18 protein-coding genes are annotated in these 14,941 nt (G+C 49.7%); 2 read left to right on the top strand and 16 right to left on the bottom strand.

Annotation, left to right across the window (positions count from 1 at the left end; genetic code table 11):
* Positions 1–62 precede the first annotated feature (62 nt).
* Positions 63–356, bottom strand: a complete 294-nt coding sequence (locus M2298_RS27150) for a spore germination protein (protein WP_173598122.1) — start codon at positions 354–356, stop codon at positions 63–65.
* Between the two features lie 159 nt (positions 357–515).
* Complete coding sequence (locus M2298_RS27145) at positions 516–1,259, bottom strand: SDR family NAD(P)-dependent oxidoreductase (protein ID WP_280649320.1); 744 nt, start codon at positions 1,257–1,259, stop codon at positions 516–518.
* A gap of 227 nt (positions 1,260–1,486) precedes the next feature.
* Between M2298_RS27145 and M2298_RS27140 the strand changes: the two genes are divergently transcribed.
* Complete coding sequence (locus tag M2298_RS27140) at positions 1,487–2,413, top strand: LysR family transcriptional regulator (protein WP_173598123.1); 927 nt, start codon at positions 1,487–1,489, stop codon at positions 2,411–2,413.
* Positions 2,414–2,500: 87 nt separating this feature from the next.
* On the opposite strand, the gene M2298_RS27135 is transcribed toward M2298_RS27140, so the two are convergent.
* The 3 genes from M2298_RS27135 to M2298_RS27125 form a co-directional block, all read right to left on the bottom strand.
* On the bottom strand, positions 2,501–4,858 hold the full coding sequence (locus M2298_RS27135; RefSeq protein ID WP_280649319.1) for a glycoside hydrolase: 2,358 nt from the start codon (positions 4,856–4,858) through the stop codon (positions 2,501–2,503).
* A 123-nt stretch (positions 4,859–4,981) separates the two neighbouring features.
* Positions 4,982–5,737 (bottom strand): VanZ family protein, encoded by a 756-nt coding sequence (locus M2298_RS27130; protein WP_217021841.1) that lies wholly within the window; start codon positions 5,735–5,737, stop codon positions 4,982–4,984.
* Positions 5,738–5,741: 4 nt separating this feature from the next.
* Positions 5,742–6,068, bottom strand: coding sequence for a PadR family transcriptional regulator (locus M2298_RS27125; RefSeq protein WP_122962701.1), 327 nt, complete (start codon positions 6,066–6,068; stop codon positions 5,742–5,744).
* A 491-nt stretch (positions 6,069–6,559) separates the two neighbouring features.
* On the opposite strand from M2298_RS27125, the gene M2298_RS27120 reads away from it, so the two are divergent.
* On the top strand, positions 6,560–6,826 hold the full coding sequence (locus tag M2298_RS27120; protein WP_063229664.1) for a KTSC domain-containing protein: 267 nt from the start codon (positions 6,560–6,562) through the stop codon (positions 6,824–6,826).
* A gap of 231 nt (positions 6,827–7,057) precedes the next feature.
* On the opposite strand, the gene M2298_RS27115 is transcribed toward M2298_RS27120, so the two are convergent.
* From M2298_RS27115 to M2298_RS27065, 11 genes are all read right to left on the bottom strand, one after another.
* Positions 7,058–7,816 (bottom strand): hypothetical protein, encoded by a 759-nt coding sequence (locus M2298_RS27115; protein ID WP_122962700.1) that lies wholly within the window; start codon positions 7,814–7,816, stop codon positions 7,058–7,060.
* Positions 7,817–7,933: 117 nt separating this feature from the next.
* A complete protein-coding gene (locus tag M2298_RS27110; RefSeq protein ID WP_280649318.1) occupies positions 7,934–8,539 on the bottom strand; it encodes a hypothetical protein in 606 nt (201 codons plus the stop codon).
* A 19-nt stretch (positions 8,540–8,558) separates the two neighbouring features.
* On the bottom strand, positions 8,559–9,164 hold the full coding sequence (locus tag M2298_RS27105; protein ID WP_280649317.1) for a hypothetical protein: 606 nt from the start codon (positions 9,162–9,164) through the stop codon (positions 8,559–8,561).
* A 245-nt stretch (positions 9,165–9,409) separates the two neighbouring features.
* On the bottom strand, positions 9,410–10,156 hold the full coding sequence (locus tag M2298_RS27100) for an amino acid ABC transporter ATP-binding protein (protein WP_274874936.1): 747 nt from the start codon (positions 10,154–10,156) through the stop codon (positions 9,410–9,412).
* Positions 10,157–10,170: 14 nt separating this feature from the next.
* The gene (locus M2298_RS27095) at positions 10,171–10,830 is read right to left on the bottom strand and encodes an amino acid ABC transporter permease (protein WP_173598127.1); all 660 of its coding nucleotides are present in this window, start codon (positions 10,828–10,830) and stop codon (positions 10,171–10,173) included.
* Positions 10,831–10,929: 99 nt separating this feature from the next.
* Positions 10,930–11,706, bottom strand: coding sequence for an amino acid ABC transporter substrate-binding protein (locus M2298_RS27090; RefSeq protein WP_122962695.1), 777 nt, complete (start codon positions 11,704–11,706; stop codon positions 10,930–10,932).
* A gap of 213 nt (positions 11,707–11,919) precedes the next feature.
* Positions 11,920–12,627, bottom strand: a complete 708-nt coding sequence (locus tag M2298_RS27085; protein ID WP_122962694.1) for a DNA alkylation repair protein — start codon at positions 12,625–12,627, stop codon at positions 11,920–11,922.
* A 54-nt stretch (positions 12,628–12,681) separates the two neighbouring features.
* Positions 12,682–13,017 carry an AzlD domain-containing protein gene (locus M2298_RS27080; protein ID WP_122962693.1) on the bottom strand — a complete coding sequence of 112 codons (336 nt, stop codon included), beginning with the start codon at positions 13,015–13,017 and terminating at the stop codon, positions 12,682–12,684.
* Positions 13,008–13,682, bottom strand: coding sequence for an AzlC family ABC transporter permease (locus M2298_RS27075; RefSeq protein ID WP_173598138.1), 675 nt, complete (start codon positions 13,680–13,682; stop codon positions 13,008–13,010). Before M2298_RS27075 ends, M2298_RS27080 begins: the two co-directional genes overlap by 10 nt.
* Positions 13,683–13,763: 81 nt before the next feature.
* Entirely contained in the window at positions 13,764–14,582 is an 819-nt protein-coding gene (locus M2298_RS27070; RefSeq protein ID WP_122962692.1) for a TrmB family transcriptional regulator, read from the bottom strand.
* A 105-nt stretch (positions 14,583–14,687) separates the two neighbouring features.
* Positions 14,688–14,870 carry a hypothetical protein gene (locus M2298_RS27065; RefSeq protein WP_122962691.1) on the bottom strand — a complete coding sequence of 61 codons (183 nt, stop codon included), beginning with the start codon at positions 14,868–14,870 and terminating at the stop codon, positions 14,688–14,690.
* Positions 14,871–14,941 lie beyond the last annotated feature (71 nt).

Below are 14,941 nucleotides of genomic sequence, written 5' to 3'. Positions count from 1 at the left end.
CGTAACCAGACTGACGTTTTGCAGCTTGTCCGGTTTAAAGCCGCAGGCAACTTGCAAAAACGTTAGCTCCGTTTCCGCCGTTTCGCCCGCCTGGCCCGTCTTGTCGGTCTAACCCGTCCCGCCTGTCTCGTCCGTCTATTCCGTCTCTTGAGCCGCAAACTCCCCCGACTCTCCCCCACGCCCCATGTATTCGTCTCGCTTTGCTTGTTGATGACATTCACAACATTCCCGCTGTTTCCGCCGCCTGAACCGGAAAAGGATTTGCTGACGCTTTTAGGAGAGTTGTTCGCCGTATCGCCAAAATTGACAGTACCCGAATTGTTGGTAATCTGTACATTTCCCACATATGTCGGCACTCCTCTCCCTCCTGCCCTTGTGCTTTTGGACTACTTATACAGTATGTTCGGCAAAACTCGCCTGATTGGACGATGGTTGATAAGTTCCACAAAAAAAGTCTCCCGCATGACAACTGCCACACGGAAGACTCGAATTTTCCCCTTTTATTCGCTCTGCTTTTATTGCGCGGTGTATCCGCCGTCTACCAAAAGGCTTGTCCCTGTCACAAAAGACGCATCGTCACTGGCGAGGAACAAGACTGCCTTCGCGACTTCCTCCGGCTTGCCGAGCCGTCCCATCGGATGCAAGGAAACCAGATGCTCGTTCATTGCTTCATTGCGTCCGGCAATGAGCGGCGTATCGATATAGCCTGGGCACACGGCATTCACGCGGATGCCTTGTTTCGCATACGTAATGCCCAACGTCTGGCTGAGCAGCTTCACGCCGCCTTTTGCCGAAGAGTAAGCGGTAACTCCCGCTTTTCCGGCATGGCTGTGAATCGAGCCGCAGTTGACAATCGCTCCGCCCGTTCCTTGCGCCAGCATTTGCTCGATGACGTATTTATCGCACAGAAACACACCCGTCAGATTGATGTCGATCGTTCTTTGCCAATCGTCGGTGCTGAGCAGATGCGCAGGAGCGTCCTTGGCGATCCCGGCGTTGGCGAACAAAATGTCTACCTGGCCGAACCGCTCCACGGTAGCGTCCACCATGTACTTCACTTCCGCTTCTTTCGTCACGTCTGTCTTCACAAACAACGCTTCGAAGCCAGCTTCATTCAACTCTTTCGCCAGCTCGTCGCCACGCGGGGAAAAGTCGGCAATGACGACCTTTGCCCCTTCCTGCGCGAACAGACGCACCGTCGTTTCCCCGATCCCGCTTGCTCCGCCTGTCACGATTGCCACTTTATTTGCCAGTTTCATGATTGTTTCCCTCCGTTTTCAAATGGATGCTAACGCACAGGAGATGAACGCGCTGTTCCTCCGCCATCGCTGACGAATCCCGCCCCGGTTACGTGGGCAGACTCGTCAGAAGCGAGGAAAAGCACCATATTGGCTTGCCTTGCTTCTATTATAGACCTGCTTTATATTCAATCATATGCAAACATACTTAGTGCAGATTAAGTATAGCTAAAGGATGGAGGAATCCCATGCACCTGGAACAGCTTGAATACATCGTGGAAATCGCCAAGGCAGGCTCTTTGACCAAAGCAGCGCAAAACAAGCATGTCACGCTGTCCGCCATCAGCCAATCCCTCTCCAGTCTGGAAGCGGAGCTGGGCATCGCCCTGTTCACTCGTTCCCGTCTCGGAGCTGTTCCTACATCCGAAGGTCGAGTCATTATCAAAAAAGCTTTCGAGGTGCTGAGCAAGATCGAGGAAATTCAGGAAGAAGCGCAAAGCAGTGCCAATACGCTCAGCGGCGAACTGAGATTGGCGACCATTCCCGGCCCGATGGACTTGTTGGTGAACGCCGTGTCCAGCTTTAAAAAGGACTACCCGCAAATCCGCATCGAGATCGCCGAAAAAGGTTCGCAGGAAATTTTGGAGGACATCGGGCAGGACAAGCTCGATATCGGCCTGATTATTATGTACGAAGGTTTGCTGAAAAAAAGCGCCGGGCAAAGGCTGAGCTTCGAGCCTGTGCTGGAAGGCAAAATGGTCGTGGGCATCAGCAAAAGCTCGCCGCTCGCCTTCCAGGAGTCTGTCAGCCCCGAAGAGCTGCGGCGGCATGCTTTCGTGCTCTACAACGACGACTACGTCAAATGGTTTGTCGCAGACTTTGCCGCCAAATACGGCCCTGTCGATATTTTGTTCACGACAAACAACACGGATGCCATCCGCAATGCCGTGCGGGAAAATCTCGCCGTCACGATCGGACTGGACTATTCCTTCATGCACGACCCGCATTTGCAAACGCTGGACATGCGCACTCTCGATCTCGACATTCCCGAACAGCAACCCGTTCACCTCAGCTGGGTCCGATCCTCGGAACGGCATTTTTCCCGCCTGGCAAAAGGCTTCACGGACCGTCTTCTGGCAGATTTGAAAAAGAAAAAATTCGGGCCGCTGTCCTGAAGACAGACGACAGCCTGTGCCGTCCAGCGCCAAAAAGGCCGCCGTACACGGACGGACAGCCTTTTCGCCTGCTTTCATCTCGTCTTCCTATTCCACTCCCGCCTGAAAAGTCTGGGTAATGGAACCTTCGATGATCAGCGCAGATTTTGCCTTGACCAGCTTGTTCTCATACGTAAAATCCTTGCTGGAATAGTTGGCGATGACTTGCAGGTCTTGTCCGTAGACGGCCGTTTGCACCAGTCGGTCCTTGGTCAATACAGCAAAATCAGTCATCGGGCGTTGCACGGCTTTTTGATGGAACGGCGTCCAGACTTGCAAATGCCGCATGATCGTCTCTTTGTTGGACTCCCAGACGCGGTTGTCCAGATGGTAGAGCGGCGGCACGTTGTACAAAAGCTCGCCAAGCATGCGTGTGCCGACCTCGCCTTTGATTTTCAAGCTGTCCCATTCCCAATGATGGCTGGTAATGACCGACTCGTTGTACACGAGTTTGAACAAAGGCAGCGAGTACGCAGGATCAAGGTAGACATGCCGGTATTCGTCCTTGAGCGGAACCTGTTTGGCATAACGTTCAGGGATTTCGCCCGCTGGCGACCAGTAGCCGCCTACATAGTACGGACTGGTCTTGTTTTGGCGCATATCCGGGTCTGACCAGCGAATGACCGGAGTCTCAATCCCGTGGGCGTAAGCGATGCTGCCGCTGGCAAAGTCATTGCCCGTCTCCGATCCGATCACCATGTCCCATTCGTCGCGGATGTAGTTCATCCGCGCAAGCTTCGCCTGCATATCCTGCTTTTGCGTAGTCGCATGCTCGGCAGAATAATCGTCGTGGAACTCCCCGGCGGCGTCCACGTCGATAAACCACGAGTTAAACCGCACGCCAGTCCCCATGATCTCACTCATTCTCTGCTTCACGCTGGGCAACGACAAAGTCGGATTCAACAATCTGCCCCGCTGCAAAAACCCGCCTTTTTTCTCCCCGTTTTTCTTCGCAATCGTCGCGTTCTCATACAAGCTTTTGTCCGCGAAAACCGCTGTGTTCCAATCCGGATTCTCTTCTTTATGAATCGAATGGTAGGAATCGTAGGTCGCGATCAAATAGCCGGCATCGTTCGCTTGCCCGATGAACGCAGGCTTCATGTAGGCAGCCGTCCAGTCTGGCAGACCGATCCAGGCGCGCGCAATGCCTGCCTGTTGCATTTTTTGCAGCAGCTTGAGGGAATCGGTATCCCCCCATTGCTCCACAGCGGGAACGGCATCCTGCAAGACGCTTTTCAGCAATCGCTTGTTCAGTTCGTACAACTCGACTTCATTGAGCTGCCCCACTCCTTTTGCGATCAGCGCTTTTGCCTTGCTGTCCGCGACACCTGCAAACAGCTGCGGATTGTAAAAGTCGCGGGAGCGCAGCGCGTAGTTGAAGCCGTTCAAAATCGCCTTCCTTTGATAGGCAGCGACGTAATCTTGCTTCATGATCTCGCTTAGCTGCGCAATGCTCTCCTGCCCGTCCTCCTTGTTGTCGGCCAAAAGCTTGACGAGCCAGTTCGTGAAGTCTTTGCCCAGCTTTTTAGCGAGCATCGCCCACTTGACGTCGTCCTCCGCCAAAAACGTTTTGTTCCATATGTAGAAATGCGGTGCTCCGTACAGCTTTTCCACGTTCGGATTGACGGCCGCCTTTTGTGCGAGAGTCGTGAACTCGCCCTGATTTTGGATGATTTGCTTGTACAGTCCGGCAATCTGCACCGGGTCATTGTCGGTCACGTACAGGCGGAAGCTGTACGACTTGTCAGGATTTATCGAAGGAAACTCATGCGTGAACTGCATCGAGATAGCCGGGTCGGTGGCAAAATCGAGCGTGTTGTTGAACATGTTGTCCACCATGTAAAAGATGGCGAACTTTTCCTGGTTCAAGGCGAAAAAGCGCATGGAAAACGACTCGCTAAACGACAGGCTCTCCTCCCGCAAAAACGACTGCCAGGCTTTGTCTACCGCCGGAATCCATTTGCCTTCCCCGAGCGGCAGCATATAGCTCTGAGCCTTTACTTGCGGCCAGGAAAAGCTCTCCGCTCCCGTCGAAGTCAAGGAAATTTGCAGATGGTCTGCCTCTTTCGCGATCTTGACTTGCAGCTTGTCGTCCGGGTAGTTCCAGCTCACTTCCTGTTCACTCTTGTGCAAATTCTCGACCCGGCGCGCTGGCAAAGGCTCTGACGCCCGCTCCCGGCTACCGCCGCTTTCGACAAAAAGCTCAAACGTCTCCGGCTTCACCTCAAAAGAAAACGGCAGCGCTTGCTCCGGCTGCTTGGCAAGCTGTTTTTGTCCTCCGGGTTGCCCCGCTGTTGCAGCGCCTGTCTGCTCGGATGTTTGCTGAACTTGCGCGGTACTCTCACACCCGCTTGCCATTTGCAGCAGCAAGGCGAGAACGATTAGTCGCGGAATATGTCTTTTCATGGTTCCCTCCATTATCGAATGACTACATACATCGTATTACGATGTTTATGACCGCAGGAAGCGTGGAGAAAAAGAACGACCTTTCCCCCTGCTATTTCCTGCGCTGACGCACCTGCTTTTTCATCAGGAAAATGTGGAAAACGGCTTGTCCGTCCCTGCTTTGCCCCGTTGTTTGTACACAAAAGCCGCGCCTGCGCGAAACAATCCGTAGCCGCACAGCCCGCCAAGCACATTCAGCAGCAGATCGTCCACATCAAAGCTGCCCAAAGCAAGCAAAAACTGCAAAAACTCGACGCCCAAGCTGGCAAACAAAGCGGTAAAAAACACGCGATGAATGCTTTGGAACGATAAAAACAACAGCGGCAACAGCAATCCGAGCGGCACAAACAGCGCGATGTTCCCCAGCAGATTGTAAGCGATCGTATACACGCTGTAATGTTCAAAGTGGAGCACATAATCAAAAAGCGTCCGCATTGGCAGCGTGTTCTGAAAAATATGCGTATATTCAGCCGCACCGTATTGCAGCATCCGCGCTTTCCAGTCCAGTGTAAACGCCCTGCGGTGCCATCTGTCCGGGGAGAGCAGCAGCAAATAGCAGCTCACCGCCACATACAGTCCAAACAAGCCAAGAACCCACTTCCTCACGTACTTGTCGATGAGCGGCATAGACATCGCAAGCTGCCTTTTCAGGATGTCCACAGGCCCGAAGCGCTGGATCGTCAAGGAAGCAGCGTCCCGCTCCGTATGTCCCGCCTCTTCGATCAGCTCCTGCTGCATGCTCGTCAGATGGTCCAACAGCTCGTCTTTCATATCTTGCTTTTCTTTGCGCGAGCACGGCAAATCCCGAACGACCTGGTCGACGTATTCTTCCAGTTTCACGTTTTTACTCACTTCCCTCGTTGCAGAGTGCAACCAGTCTCGTCAGACTCTGCCAATCTTTCATTTTGGCAGCAAGCAGCTTCTGCCCTTCCCGGGTGATCCGGTAATACTTGCGGCGGCCGCCTTCCTTGGATTCTCCCCAGTACGACTCCACCGCTTTTTGCGTCTCCAGCCGCTTCAAGGCCGGATAAAGCGTCCCTTCGCCAATCTCGTACATCTCGTCACTTTTCTCCCGGATTTTTTTGGCCAACTCGTAGCCATACTGATCCTTCTGGGCAATCAGCGAGAGCAGCAACAGATCGATGCTCCCTTTTAACAACTCCTTGTTCACAGTAACAACTCCTTCGCGAGCATGAATAGAGAGTAGCACAATATACATCGCAATACAAGGTACTTAAAAAAGGCAAATCCAAACAAAATATTTTTGATTCTATGTAATTATTGACAAAAATAAAATAGGTAATATAGACTATTTTCGACAACACTTTTCATAGGTCGACAGATTTATTCAGAAAATTCCTCCTTGCTCTACAACCAGATGATAGGTCCAAAGAACAGGGCGGAGGGAAGATGTCCTGAGCACTGCTTGCAGATCAACGTTCATTTTGTGACTTCATTCTCTCAAACTGGAGGAATTAACATGCTTGCTACCCTTCCAAACATCGCTCTTAACACGGTTCTCTTGGCTCATTTTATTATCGGTGTGCTATTTCTATATGCCGAATACAAGTTTTTGAGTAAAATAAAAGCCTCTAAGGAATAGAAGCCATAGATGCAATATGAGAAGCAAGAGAAGCAAAAGCAAAAGGAGTTTGCACCGCAGTGAAATCATTTTTTCGCCAAATGTTTTCCCGACAAACAAAGACCGAAGAAGAGCCCAAGTACAAGCAGCTGGATTCTGACTTGATCAAAGCAGCCCGCTACGATCTGGAAGCCAATCACCTCTACATCCAGTTTCACGATGGCCGCGAATTTGTCTACTGCAAGGTCTCCCCGTATGCCTATAATGCCTTCCTGAATGCTGATTCGTTCACTGATCATTTTCATGCCTTCATCAGTCATCGTTATTTGCACTACCAGGTTATGTAGAAGCGCGATAACTGGACTGTAAAAAGCCCTCCGGATACATTCCAGAGGGCTTTGCGCGCGTCATCTATAGACTATTTTGTACAGCGGTTTGCATAGCCTACAGATTCATTTGCAAAATTTCTCTGTGCTCTACAACCAGATGATAGTTCCGAAAGAACAACGCAGAGAGAGGATGTCCAGAGTGCTGCTTGCAACTCACCGTTCTTTAACGGAGCGCAATATCTGGACTGTTCATTTATGACTTTGTGCTTTTTTCGCTAATTGATCGACATAATCCACAATGATTTTTTTAATCTTGTCATTTCCGTAACCACGTGTAAACGCATTTTCTTTAGGCCAGTACAAAATGCGAAAACTGGAGCCATCATGGAGATAGATGATTACCGTGTATTCTTGGGGCTTGGGTGGCAGACGCTTGTAAATTTTTTTGAATGGGACATGATCCAGTGATAAAAATTCGGCGGCAAATTGGGAAGTATCCTCATCTGATAAATCAACTGAATACACCTTATCGTTTTTGTCAATGTATTCCAAGGTGACTTTCTTCACTTTCCCTGAGATATCGAAAAGATCCCCTATTTTTTTCGCATCTGGATTTTCTTTTGCCTCATAGAGTTCATTCCCCACAAACAGCCGGAACTTTTCTGAGTATCCTTTGACTTGATAAATCGGTGTTCCAATTTCGGCCCAGGTTGCGTCCCCATTTTTTATGCGATAGCCCAAGCAAACATTTCCGTTTACCTTGAAAGAAACTTCGCCTACTTTCTTGCCGCGTTCCAAACCTTTTGTATCAGATTCGTAATTGCGGAGATACTTTAGGTCGTTCCACATTAAAAGGGCATCATATTCATCGACTATGATCTTGCATTTTTGCGTAGTCGGCTGATCGCTATTGATCATGGGTTTTTGCGTGGACATGAGATTACTGGGAAGATGTGTCGTGTCATTCAACAAAAGCATTATCGTCAGGGGGATTAACGCAAGATTCATTGCACGCCCTCCATTACCTTGATCTAAATTCCAAGACGCATCCATTACCAATTTGTTACGTATTTCCGCGATGTATTAAAAATCCGAATGGATGTTCTCCAATCGGATCTAATGTTATTACTCAACTAACTTGTATTTTTTGACTACCTGTTCTTTTAACTGGTTATAATGTTCAATCTGATCTCCAAAATAATCAACTTCGCTCAAATCATTATATTCAAAGTTTTTTCGTATGTTTTTTCCATTCTCATGGATTCTGTTATTATATTTACCTTGATACAAACCAGCAATTGCATAGCCTTTTTTATTTTTTACCGGTTTTAAAAACAAGGTGTATGTTTCGTTTTCGACCATAAGACTATACCCATTAATAGTAAAATAGGCGCCGTTTTCATCCACGATAGCAGGTTCGTATACGATAATATTGTCGTTTTTCTGGAGATCTCCTTCGAATACCTTTTTAATTTCTACAACGGAATCTGAACGAAATACTTTGCCTTCGACTAAGTTAGAAGGTATCGTTTCTCGCTCTCCAGTAAACGTGGCGTGAACGATTATCGGTGCATCTTCTTCCAGCTCACTCAAATTACTGAACGGCATAACTTGCCCATGATAAGAAATGATTTTTTCGCTTTTTCTCGCATCGACAGTTAAAAAATTCGATGTCCATAGTACTAACCCAGCGGCTAGAGCAACCGATCCCGTCATTATCCATTTTTTCATGATATTCGATTTACACCCCTTAATATTTCCATTGTAGATTGCTGACATCCAAATCTGTAGGGCTAGTAAGAGTCCCTTTTCCGCCTACCATTATTGAGTCTGTATTAGCAGGCTGATGCTCCAATGCATATACGTGCCCAAATTCATGTATTACTGTCTTTTTTCGATTGGTAGGGCTAAAATCTTGGTCTTTCATATTATCATAAGATAAAAGCACCACCGATGCGTCCCACCGACTGTTATAGCTTGTGTCTTTGCAAGCACCGTTACTATTGTAGTTGCAAGGTAACATAATCCCAGGCAAATCTCCTAGATGAGGATTGTCATCTGAATTAAAAATCATCAAGTCTGGACGGTCACTGATCCAGGACACCTTTTCAAAGCCGAAATTAACATCGTCTATAGAGGAATATTCGGAAATCGCCCAATCGATCTCCTCTGAAAACAAACTTTTAGCGCTAGGGGCTATCATATATCTTAAATTTTGAGTAACTGACAAATTTTTAAATCCCCCGCCAGAGTAGAATGCTTTTGCTCCAGTGAGCGGACCCGATGCAGAGACAACAGAACACAACGATATAGATAATGCAATCATCAACGCAGTTATATTTTTCCTTTTATTCATAATACACCCTCCTTTACAAGGATAATTAAATCATATAAGGAAAATTTTGCATATAAAATATCTGCTACAAAAAAGGGTTACATCTAAGCGAAATGTAGTGCTGATTCGTTCACTGATCATTTTCATGCCTTCATCAGTCATCGTTATTTGCACTACCAGGTTATGTAGAAGCGCGATAACTGGACTGTAAAAAGCCCTCCGGATACATTCCAGAGGGCTTTATGCGTCATCATCTTCATAGGCTATTATTTTAGCGCACGCTGCAAAAAGGCGCGTGTGCGCTCGTATTGCGCATTCGTGAACAGCTCTTCCGGCGTTCCCGACTCTACGACTTCCCCGTTGTCCATAAACATGATCCGATTCGCCACTTCTCTGGCAAACCCCATCTCGTGCGTGACGACCATCATCGTCATATGCTCGGAAGCGAGCTGCTTGATGACTTGAAGTACCTCGCCAGTCAGCTCGGGATCGAGCGCTGACGTCGGTTCGTCGAACAGCAAAATATCCGGGTTCATCATCAGCGCCCTGGCGATGGCGACACGCTGCTTTTGTCCGCCTGACAGCTTGGCGGGGTACACCTTCGCCTTGTCCGCCAGTCCGACCTTCTCCAGCAGCTCCGCGCTGCGTGCGCGAATGGCGCTGTCTGCCTCTCCCTTGACCACCTTAGGGGCGATCTCCAAGTTTTCTTGCACAGTCAGATGCGGAAACAGATTGAAATGCTGGAAGACCATCCCCATTTTCGCCGTGATGCGCTTGATTTGCTGCTGGGGGCTATAGACGCCGTCCTGCACCAAAAAGTCGTCCGTCACACGGATGCTCCCGCCGTTCACTTGCTCCAGATAGACCAGACTGCGCAGCATCGTGCTTTTTCCAGAACCGGACGGGCCGATCACGGCGACAACATCATTCTTGTTGATCTCAAACGAGACATCCTTCAAGACGGCCAGCTCGCCAAACGATTTTTTCAGATTGGTTACTTGAATGATTGCCATTTCACGCCAGTCCTTTATTCGAATTTGAATCTTCTCTCCAGCCATTTAAAAAACAGCGTCAACAGGAGCGTCATCAACAAATAGATGATGCCTGCGATGAAAAAGGGAACGATCGTAAAATCCCTGTTTACGGCAGTTTGGGCAAAATGCAGCAGCTCAGGTACAGCGACAGCGTAGAGCAAAGCCGTATCTTTTACCAGCGTAATCGACTCGTTGGAGACAGCCGGAAGCGCCACGCGAAACATTTGCGGCAAAATGATTTTGACTGTCGTCTGCCATTTGCTGAAGCCGAGAACTTGCGCCGCTTCATACTGTCCGCGATCGATGGACAGCAGCCCGCCGCGGAAAATTTCCGCAAAGTAAGCCGCGTAATTCAGGACAAAACCCAAGCAGGCAGCGACAAAGCGATCCATTACCAAATATTCGCCAATCCCGGGCAAAAGCGGCAGCCCAAAGCAGATGAACAACAACTGCAACAGCAAAGGCGTCCCGCGCATGACGTAAATGTACGTGTGTGCCAGCCAAGCCAGCGGTCTGACGTTGCTTTTGGCCAGCAACGTTAGGAGAAAACCGAGCGGAATAGACAGCACAATCGCGATCAAAAACAGCAGGACCGTCATTTGCGCCCCTTCCAGCATCGGCTTTGTAATCGAAACGATATATTCTAGACTCATAGTGCATGCTCCTATTTTGAAAAAGGTAGGCGTTTGCTCTTGTTCATCGCGACAAAAGCGTGGCTTCGCCCATCTGCCTGGCGAAGCCACGTTTCTTTCCTATTTCAAGACGCGATTCTCACCAAACCATTTTTCCGAGATTTTCGCGGCAGATCCATCCTGATTCATGGCGTCAAGCGCCTTTTGCAGCTCGTTCAGCAGTGCTTCGTTGCCTTTTTTGACTCCGACGCCGTACTCTTCGGGAGACAGCGATTCCTCCAGGAACTTGAAGGTTCCTTGATCCTTGGTCATGTAATAGTCCGCTACCACCTGGTCAATCACGACGGCATCGATGCGGCCGATTTTCAAGTCACTGAGAGCCAGCACGTTGTCAGGAAACTCGGTGATCGTTTTGATTTGATCTTTCCATTCGCTTGCATTCAGCGCGTCAGCTGCCGACGACATCTTTTGCAGCCCTACCACTTTGCCGTTCAGATCCGCCAGCTTTTTCATGTCCGAGTTCGCCAGCGTTACGACGACTTGTGCGTTCTGCAAATACGGCTTGGTGAACAGCACTTTTTCTTTTCGCTCATCCGTAATGGTATATCCGTTCCAGATCAAATCGATGCGGCCGCTGTTCAATTCGGATTCTTTGGAACCCCAGTCGATTGGCTGAAACTCCACCTGCTTGCCCATTTTTTCGCCAGCAGCCCGGGCGTAATCGATATCGAAACCGACCAGCTCATTTTTTTCATCGCGAAAACCCATTGGCGCGAACTTGTCGTCAATCCCGATGATCAGCTTGTTCGCGTCAGCGCCTGTTTTTTGACTGCCGCAGCCGACTACCAATGAAAATACGGCTCCTACCAGCAAGGATAGCAAAGCAAATTTTTTCATGATGATTCCCCCTAGTCCGACTATCTCTATATTTTACTCTGATAAAGTGGTAATACGTTAACAAGGTATCATGATAGCACATCATCAGAAAAGAGTCGATACTTTAGCAAAGAAAGGCGAATATGAAAAAGATTCCAAATAAATAACGCCGGGATTTCTCCCAGCGTGCGCTTGTTTGTATGCGGATTCTCCCGCTCAATCACGGGATGCGAATTAGCAGATGCACGTCTTGCGCTTCTTGCCGATGGCTCCGCGCGCTACGATTTTTTCGATATACGCAGTCGCAAGCGGCACCTTGCACGCCGTATTGCCGACGTCGACGTGTACTTTCCCGATAGCCTCGGCAACTTCCACCGCTTCGGCATGCAGAGCAGGAACATAGGCGCCTGCCGCGATGACAAAATGATTCATCGTGTACCGCACCCGGTTTCGCTCCTCGTGCACGGTCTGTTGGACTCGCGCAAGCAATGCCCTGATCTCCGGCAAGTCCAACTGCTCGTCAGGAGCGATTGACAAGTAGTTCGCGTACGTGCTCCAGCCGCATGCGGCGATCATTTCTTCTTCCGCTTCTATCCACTCGCGGGCCAATTCCAGTGCGAAAGGGCTTTCTGCCGCCACTCCCGCTACCGTATACTCCGCGAGCATATACCAGTACGCCTGTCTGACCCAGCCTTGCAGCTGCTCCTTCGTCACCGTTTTTGGATTGATGGCCAGCCCTGCCAAATACATCGCATCATGATTGCCCGTCTCGTACAGAGCCTGCACCAGCTTTTGATCGCGCTTGACCTCTTTCACCAGCTTTTTCATATCGCCAATGCGCACGCCGAAGAACGGCTCTCTGGCGCCATGGCGCAAAAAGGTCTTTTTTGTCTGCTCGCTCCCCAGCGCTTCAAGCTTTTGCAAGACTTCTTCCACAGTCATGTCTTTCGCCCTCCCTTTTTCTCTAGCATAACCACTTCTGCATTGCTTTTGCCCTTATAGAATAGAAAAAAGGTAGCGCAGGACCATGATCGAAGCCATCCCCACGACCACCGTTCCCAGCAAGCTGCGCGTCCAGATCGCCACGAGAAAAGTCGGGATTGCTGCCATCAGCTCGACATTGGTCAACAGCGGAGCCAGCTTGCCTTCGTGCAAAAACAGCTCCTGTCCGACCAGCGCGGCCATGACGGAAATCGGCACATAATGCAGCCAGCGGACACCCCATTCGGGAAGCTGCATGCGAGACAGCACCATCAACGGCAGTACCCGCGGCAAAAACGTGACCAAGGCACAGCCAGCAATGATAAGAAAGACGTCCCATCTCACTTCCATCGTTCGATCACCATCCCGATTGTCGATGCGCAAAGCGTGGCAACGATGACGCCAAGGTTGCCCGGATACACGACTGATACCCCGACTGCGATCACGACGGCGCACACAGCCACGAGAACGTCCCGCCTGATCTGCAAGCGGCTCATCATCGCCAGAACCAAAAGCCCGATGAACATGGCTGGCAAGGCGAAATCAAGCCCCAGCCCTTCCGGATTGGCAATCCATTGCCCAAAATAGGCGCCTGCCAGGTTGGCGACGATCCAGTTCAAATAAGCCGTCACATTCAAACCGTGCATCCATTTTTCGTCGATCTGTTTTTTCTTCGCCGCTTCGTTAATGGCAACCCCGAATGTTTCGTCCGTCAACAGCGAGCCTACCAGCATGTTCTTGAACGCTGACAAATGGCGAAAATAAGGAGAGAGAGCCGCACTCAGCAAAATATGGCGCAAATTCACAAACAAAATCGTAATGATAATTCCCGTAGCCGAGCTGCCCGCCGCGATCATGCCTGCCGCGATGAACTGTGCAGAGCCTGCGTACAGCAAAATGCTCATCAAAACAATTTCCATGATGCTCAGCCCAGCCGTCTTTTCCAGGACACCTGCCGCAAATCCGATGCTCAAATAACCGAGCAAGGTCGGAATGCAATCTTTGACCCCCTGCATGAAGCTTCCCTGATCTCTTGCGTTCGACAACGTTTCTACGTGCAGTTGCTCTCGCCCCACTGTTCTCCCTCTCTCTCTTTTTCACTGCTGGTTAAGAAAGCTTTTTCCCGTAACCACCTGGTAAAGATCCGGTTTGTTTCGCCAAAGCGTCTCGACTTTTTCCGGTCCTAGCACCTTTGTCACTTCTGCAAACATAATGTCGTGGCGAATGTACTCGACAGCCACCAAAACGAGAGCCGGGTCCTTCGTTTTGACGGCCCAGGCAGCCGTATTTGGCGCAAAATTGGCGATCAGGACTTCCTCCAAATCTCGCGCCACGATCGTGAGATGCCCGCCCATGCGCTCTTCTGCGACATCTGGCGCCATGTAGTCATGGTGATACGTCGTTCCCACCCGCGTCTGTGCTTGCCCAAACAGCACGGTAAAAACAGAAATGCCTGCCTCTGTGCACGCATCTACACTTTCCTGGATAGCCGGCACCTGCGGCTCCCAGATCGACAGCCATACTTCTCCTGTCGCCTGCTTGATCATTTGCCGCATCTCCGTCAGCACCAGTTCGTCGCCGCTGATTCGGCGAATCACATCGACTTCTTGCTCAGACTCCAAAGCGGACAAGCTTTTTTCCAAATAGTCGAAGGACTGCTCGAACTGTCCACGCAATCTGCGAATCAACTCTCTGGCCGCAAGCGGCGCGTAAGTCACAGGCTCTGAAGGCACCGTATAGACCGCCCCTTTTTCCAGCAGCTTGCCTATGACCTCGTAAATCATCGAGCGCGGTACGCCGGAGCGCTTGCTGATTTCGTATCCGGTAATCGGAGAATGCTTCAACAAGCCAATGTAAGCCTTGCACTCGTATTGGGAAAAACCGAGCTTTTGCAACTCTTTGTAAATGTCGTCCATATCGTCCTCTTTAGTCGTTAGTCTTATACTCACTATAATACCTCTCCCGCCAAACATGCAACAAAAAAAGCCCTCGGCATTCGAGAGCTTTTTTCACACATGCTGTTAAGCGATTTCTTTCACTTTAATATAAGAAACGTTTCGCACATTGATGACGATATCGTCGTACTGGAGCCATCCATCTTTCTGGTTGGCGACCATCTGGATGATCTCTTCCGGTTCTGTCGTCTCAATGCGGATCACTTCTCCCCCTGAAAAGTGAAATTCGATTGTTTTCGTCTCTGCCATCCTCTCATCCCTCCTCTTCTCTCTATCTTTATCGGATGGATGGTAAAATTTTGTTACGCTACTCTTACCGT

The organism is Brevibacillus sp. 1238 (assembly GCF_029892995.1).
In the GTDB taxonomy this organism is placed as follows: domain Bacteria; phylum Bacillota; class Bacilli; order Brevibacillales; family Brevibacillaceae; genus Brevibacillus; species Brevibacillus parabrevis.
This window is presented reverse-complemented; position numbering and strand designations above follow the sequence as displayed.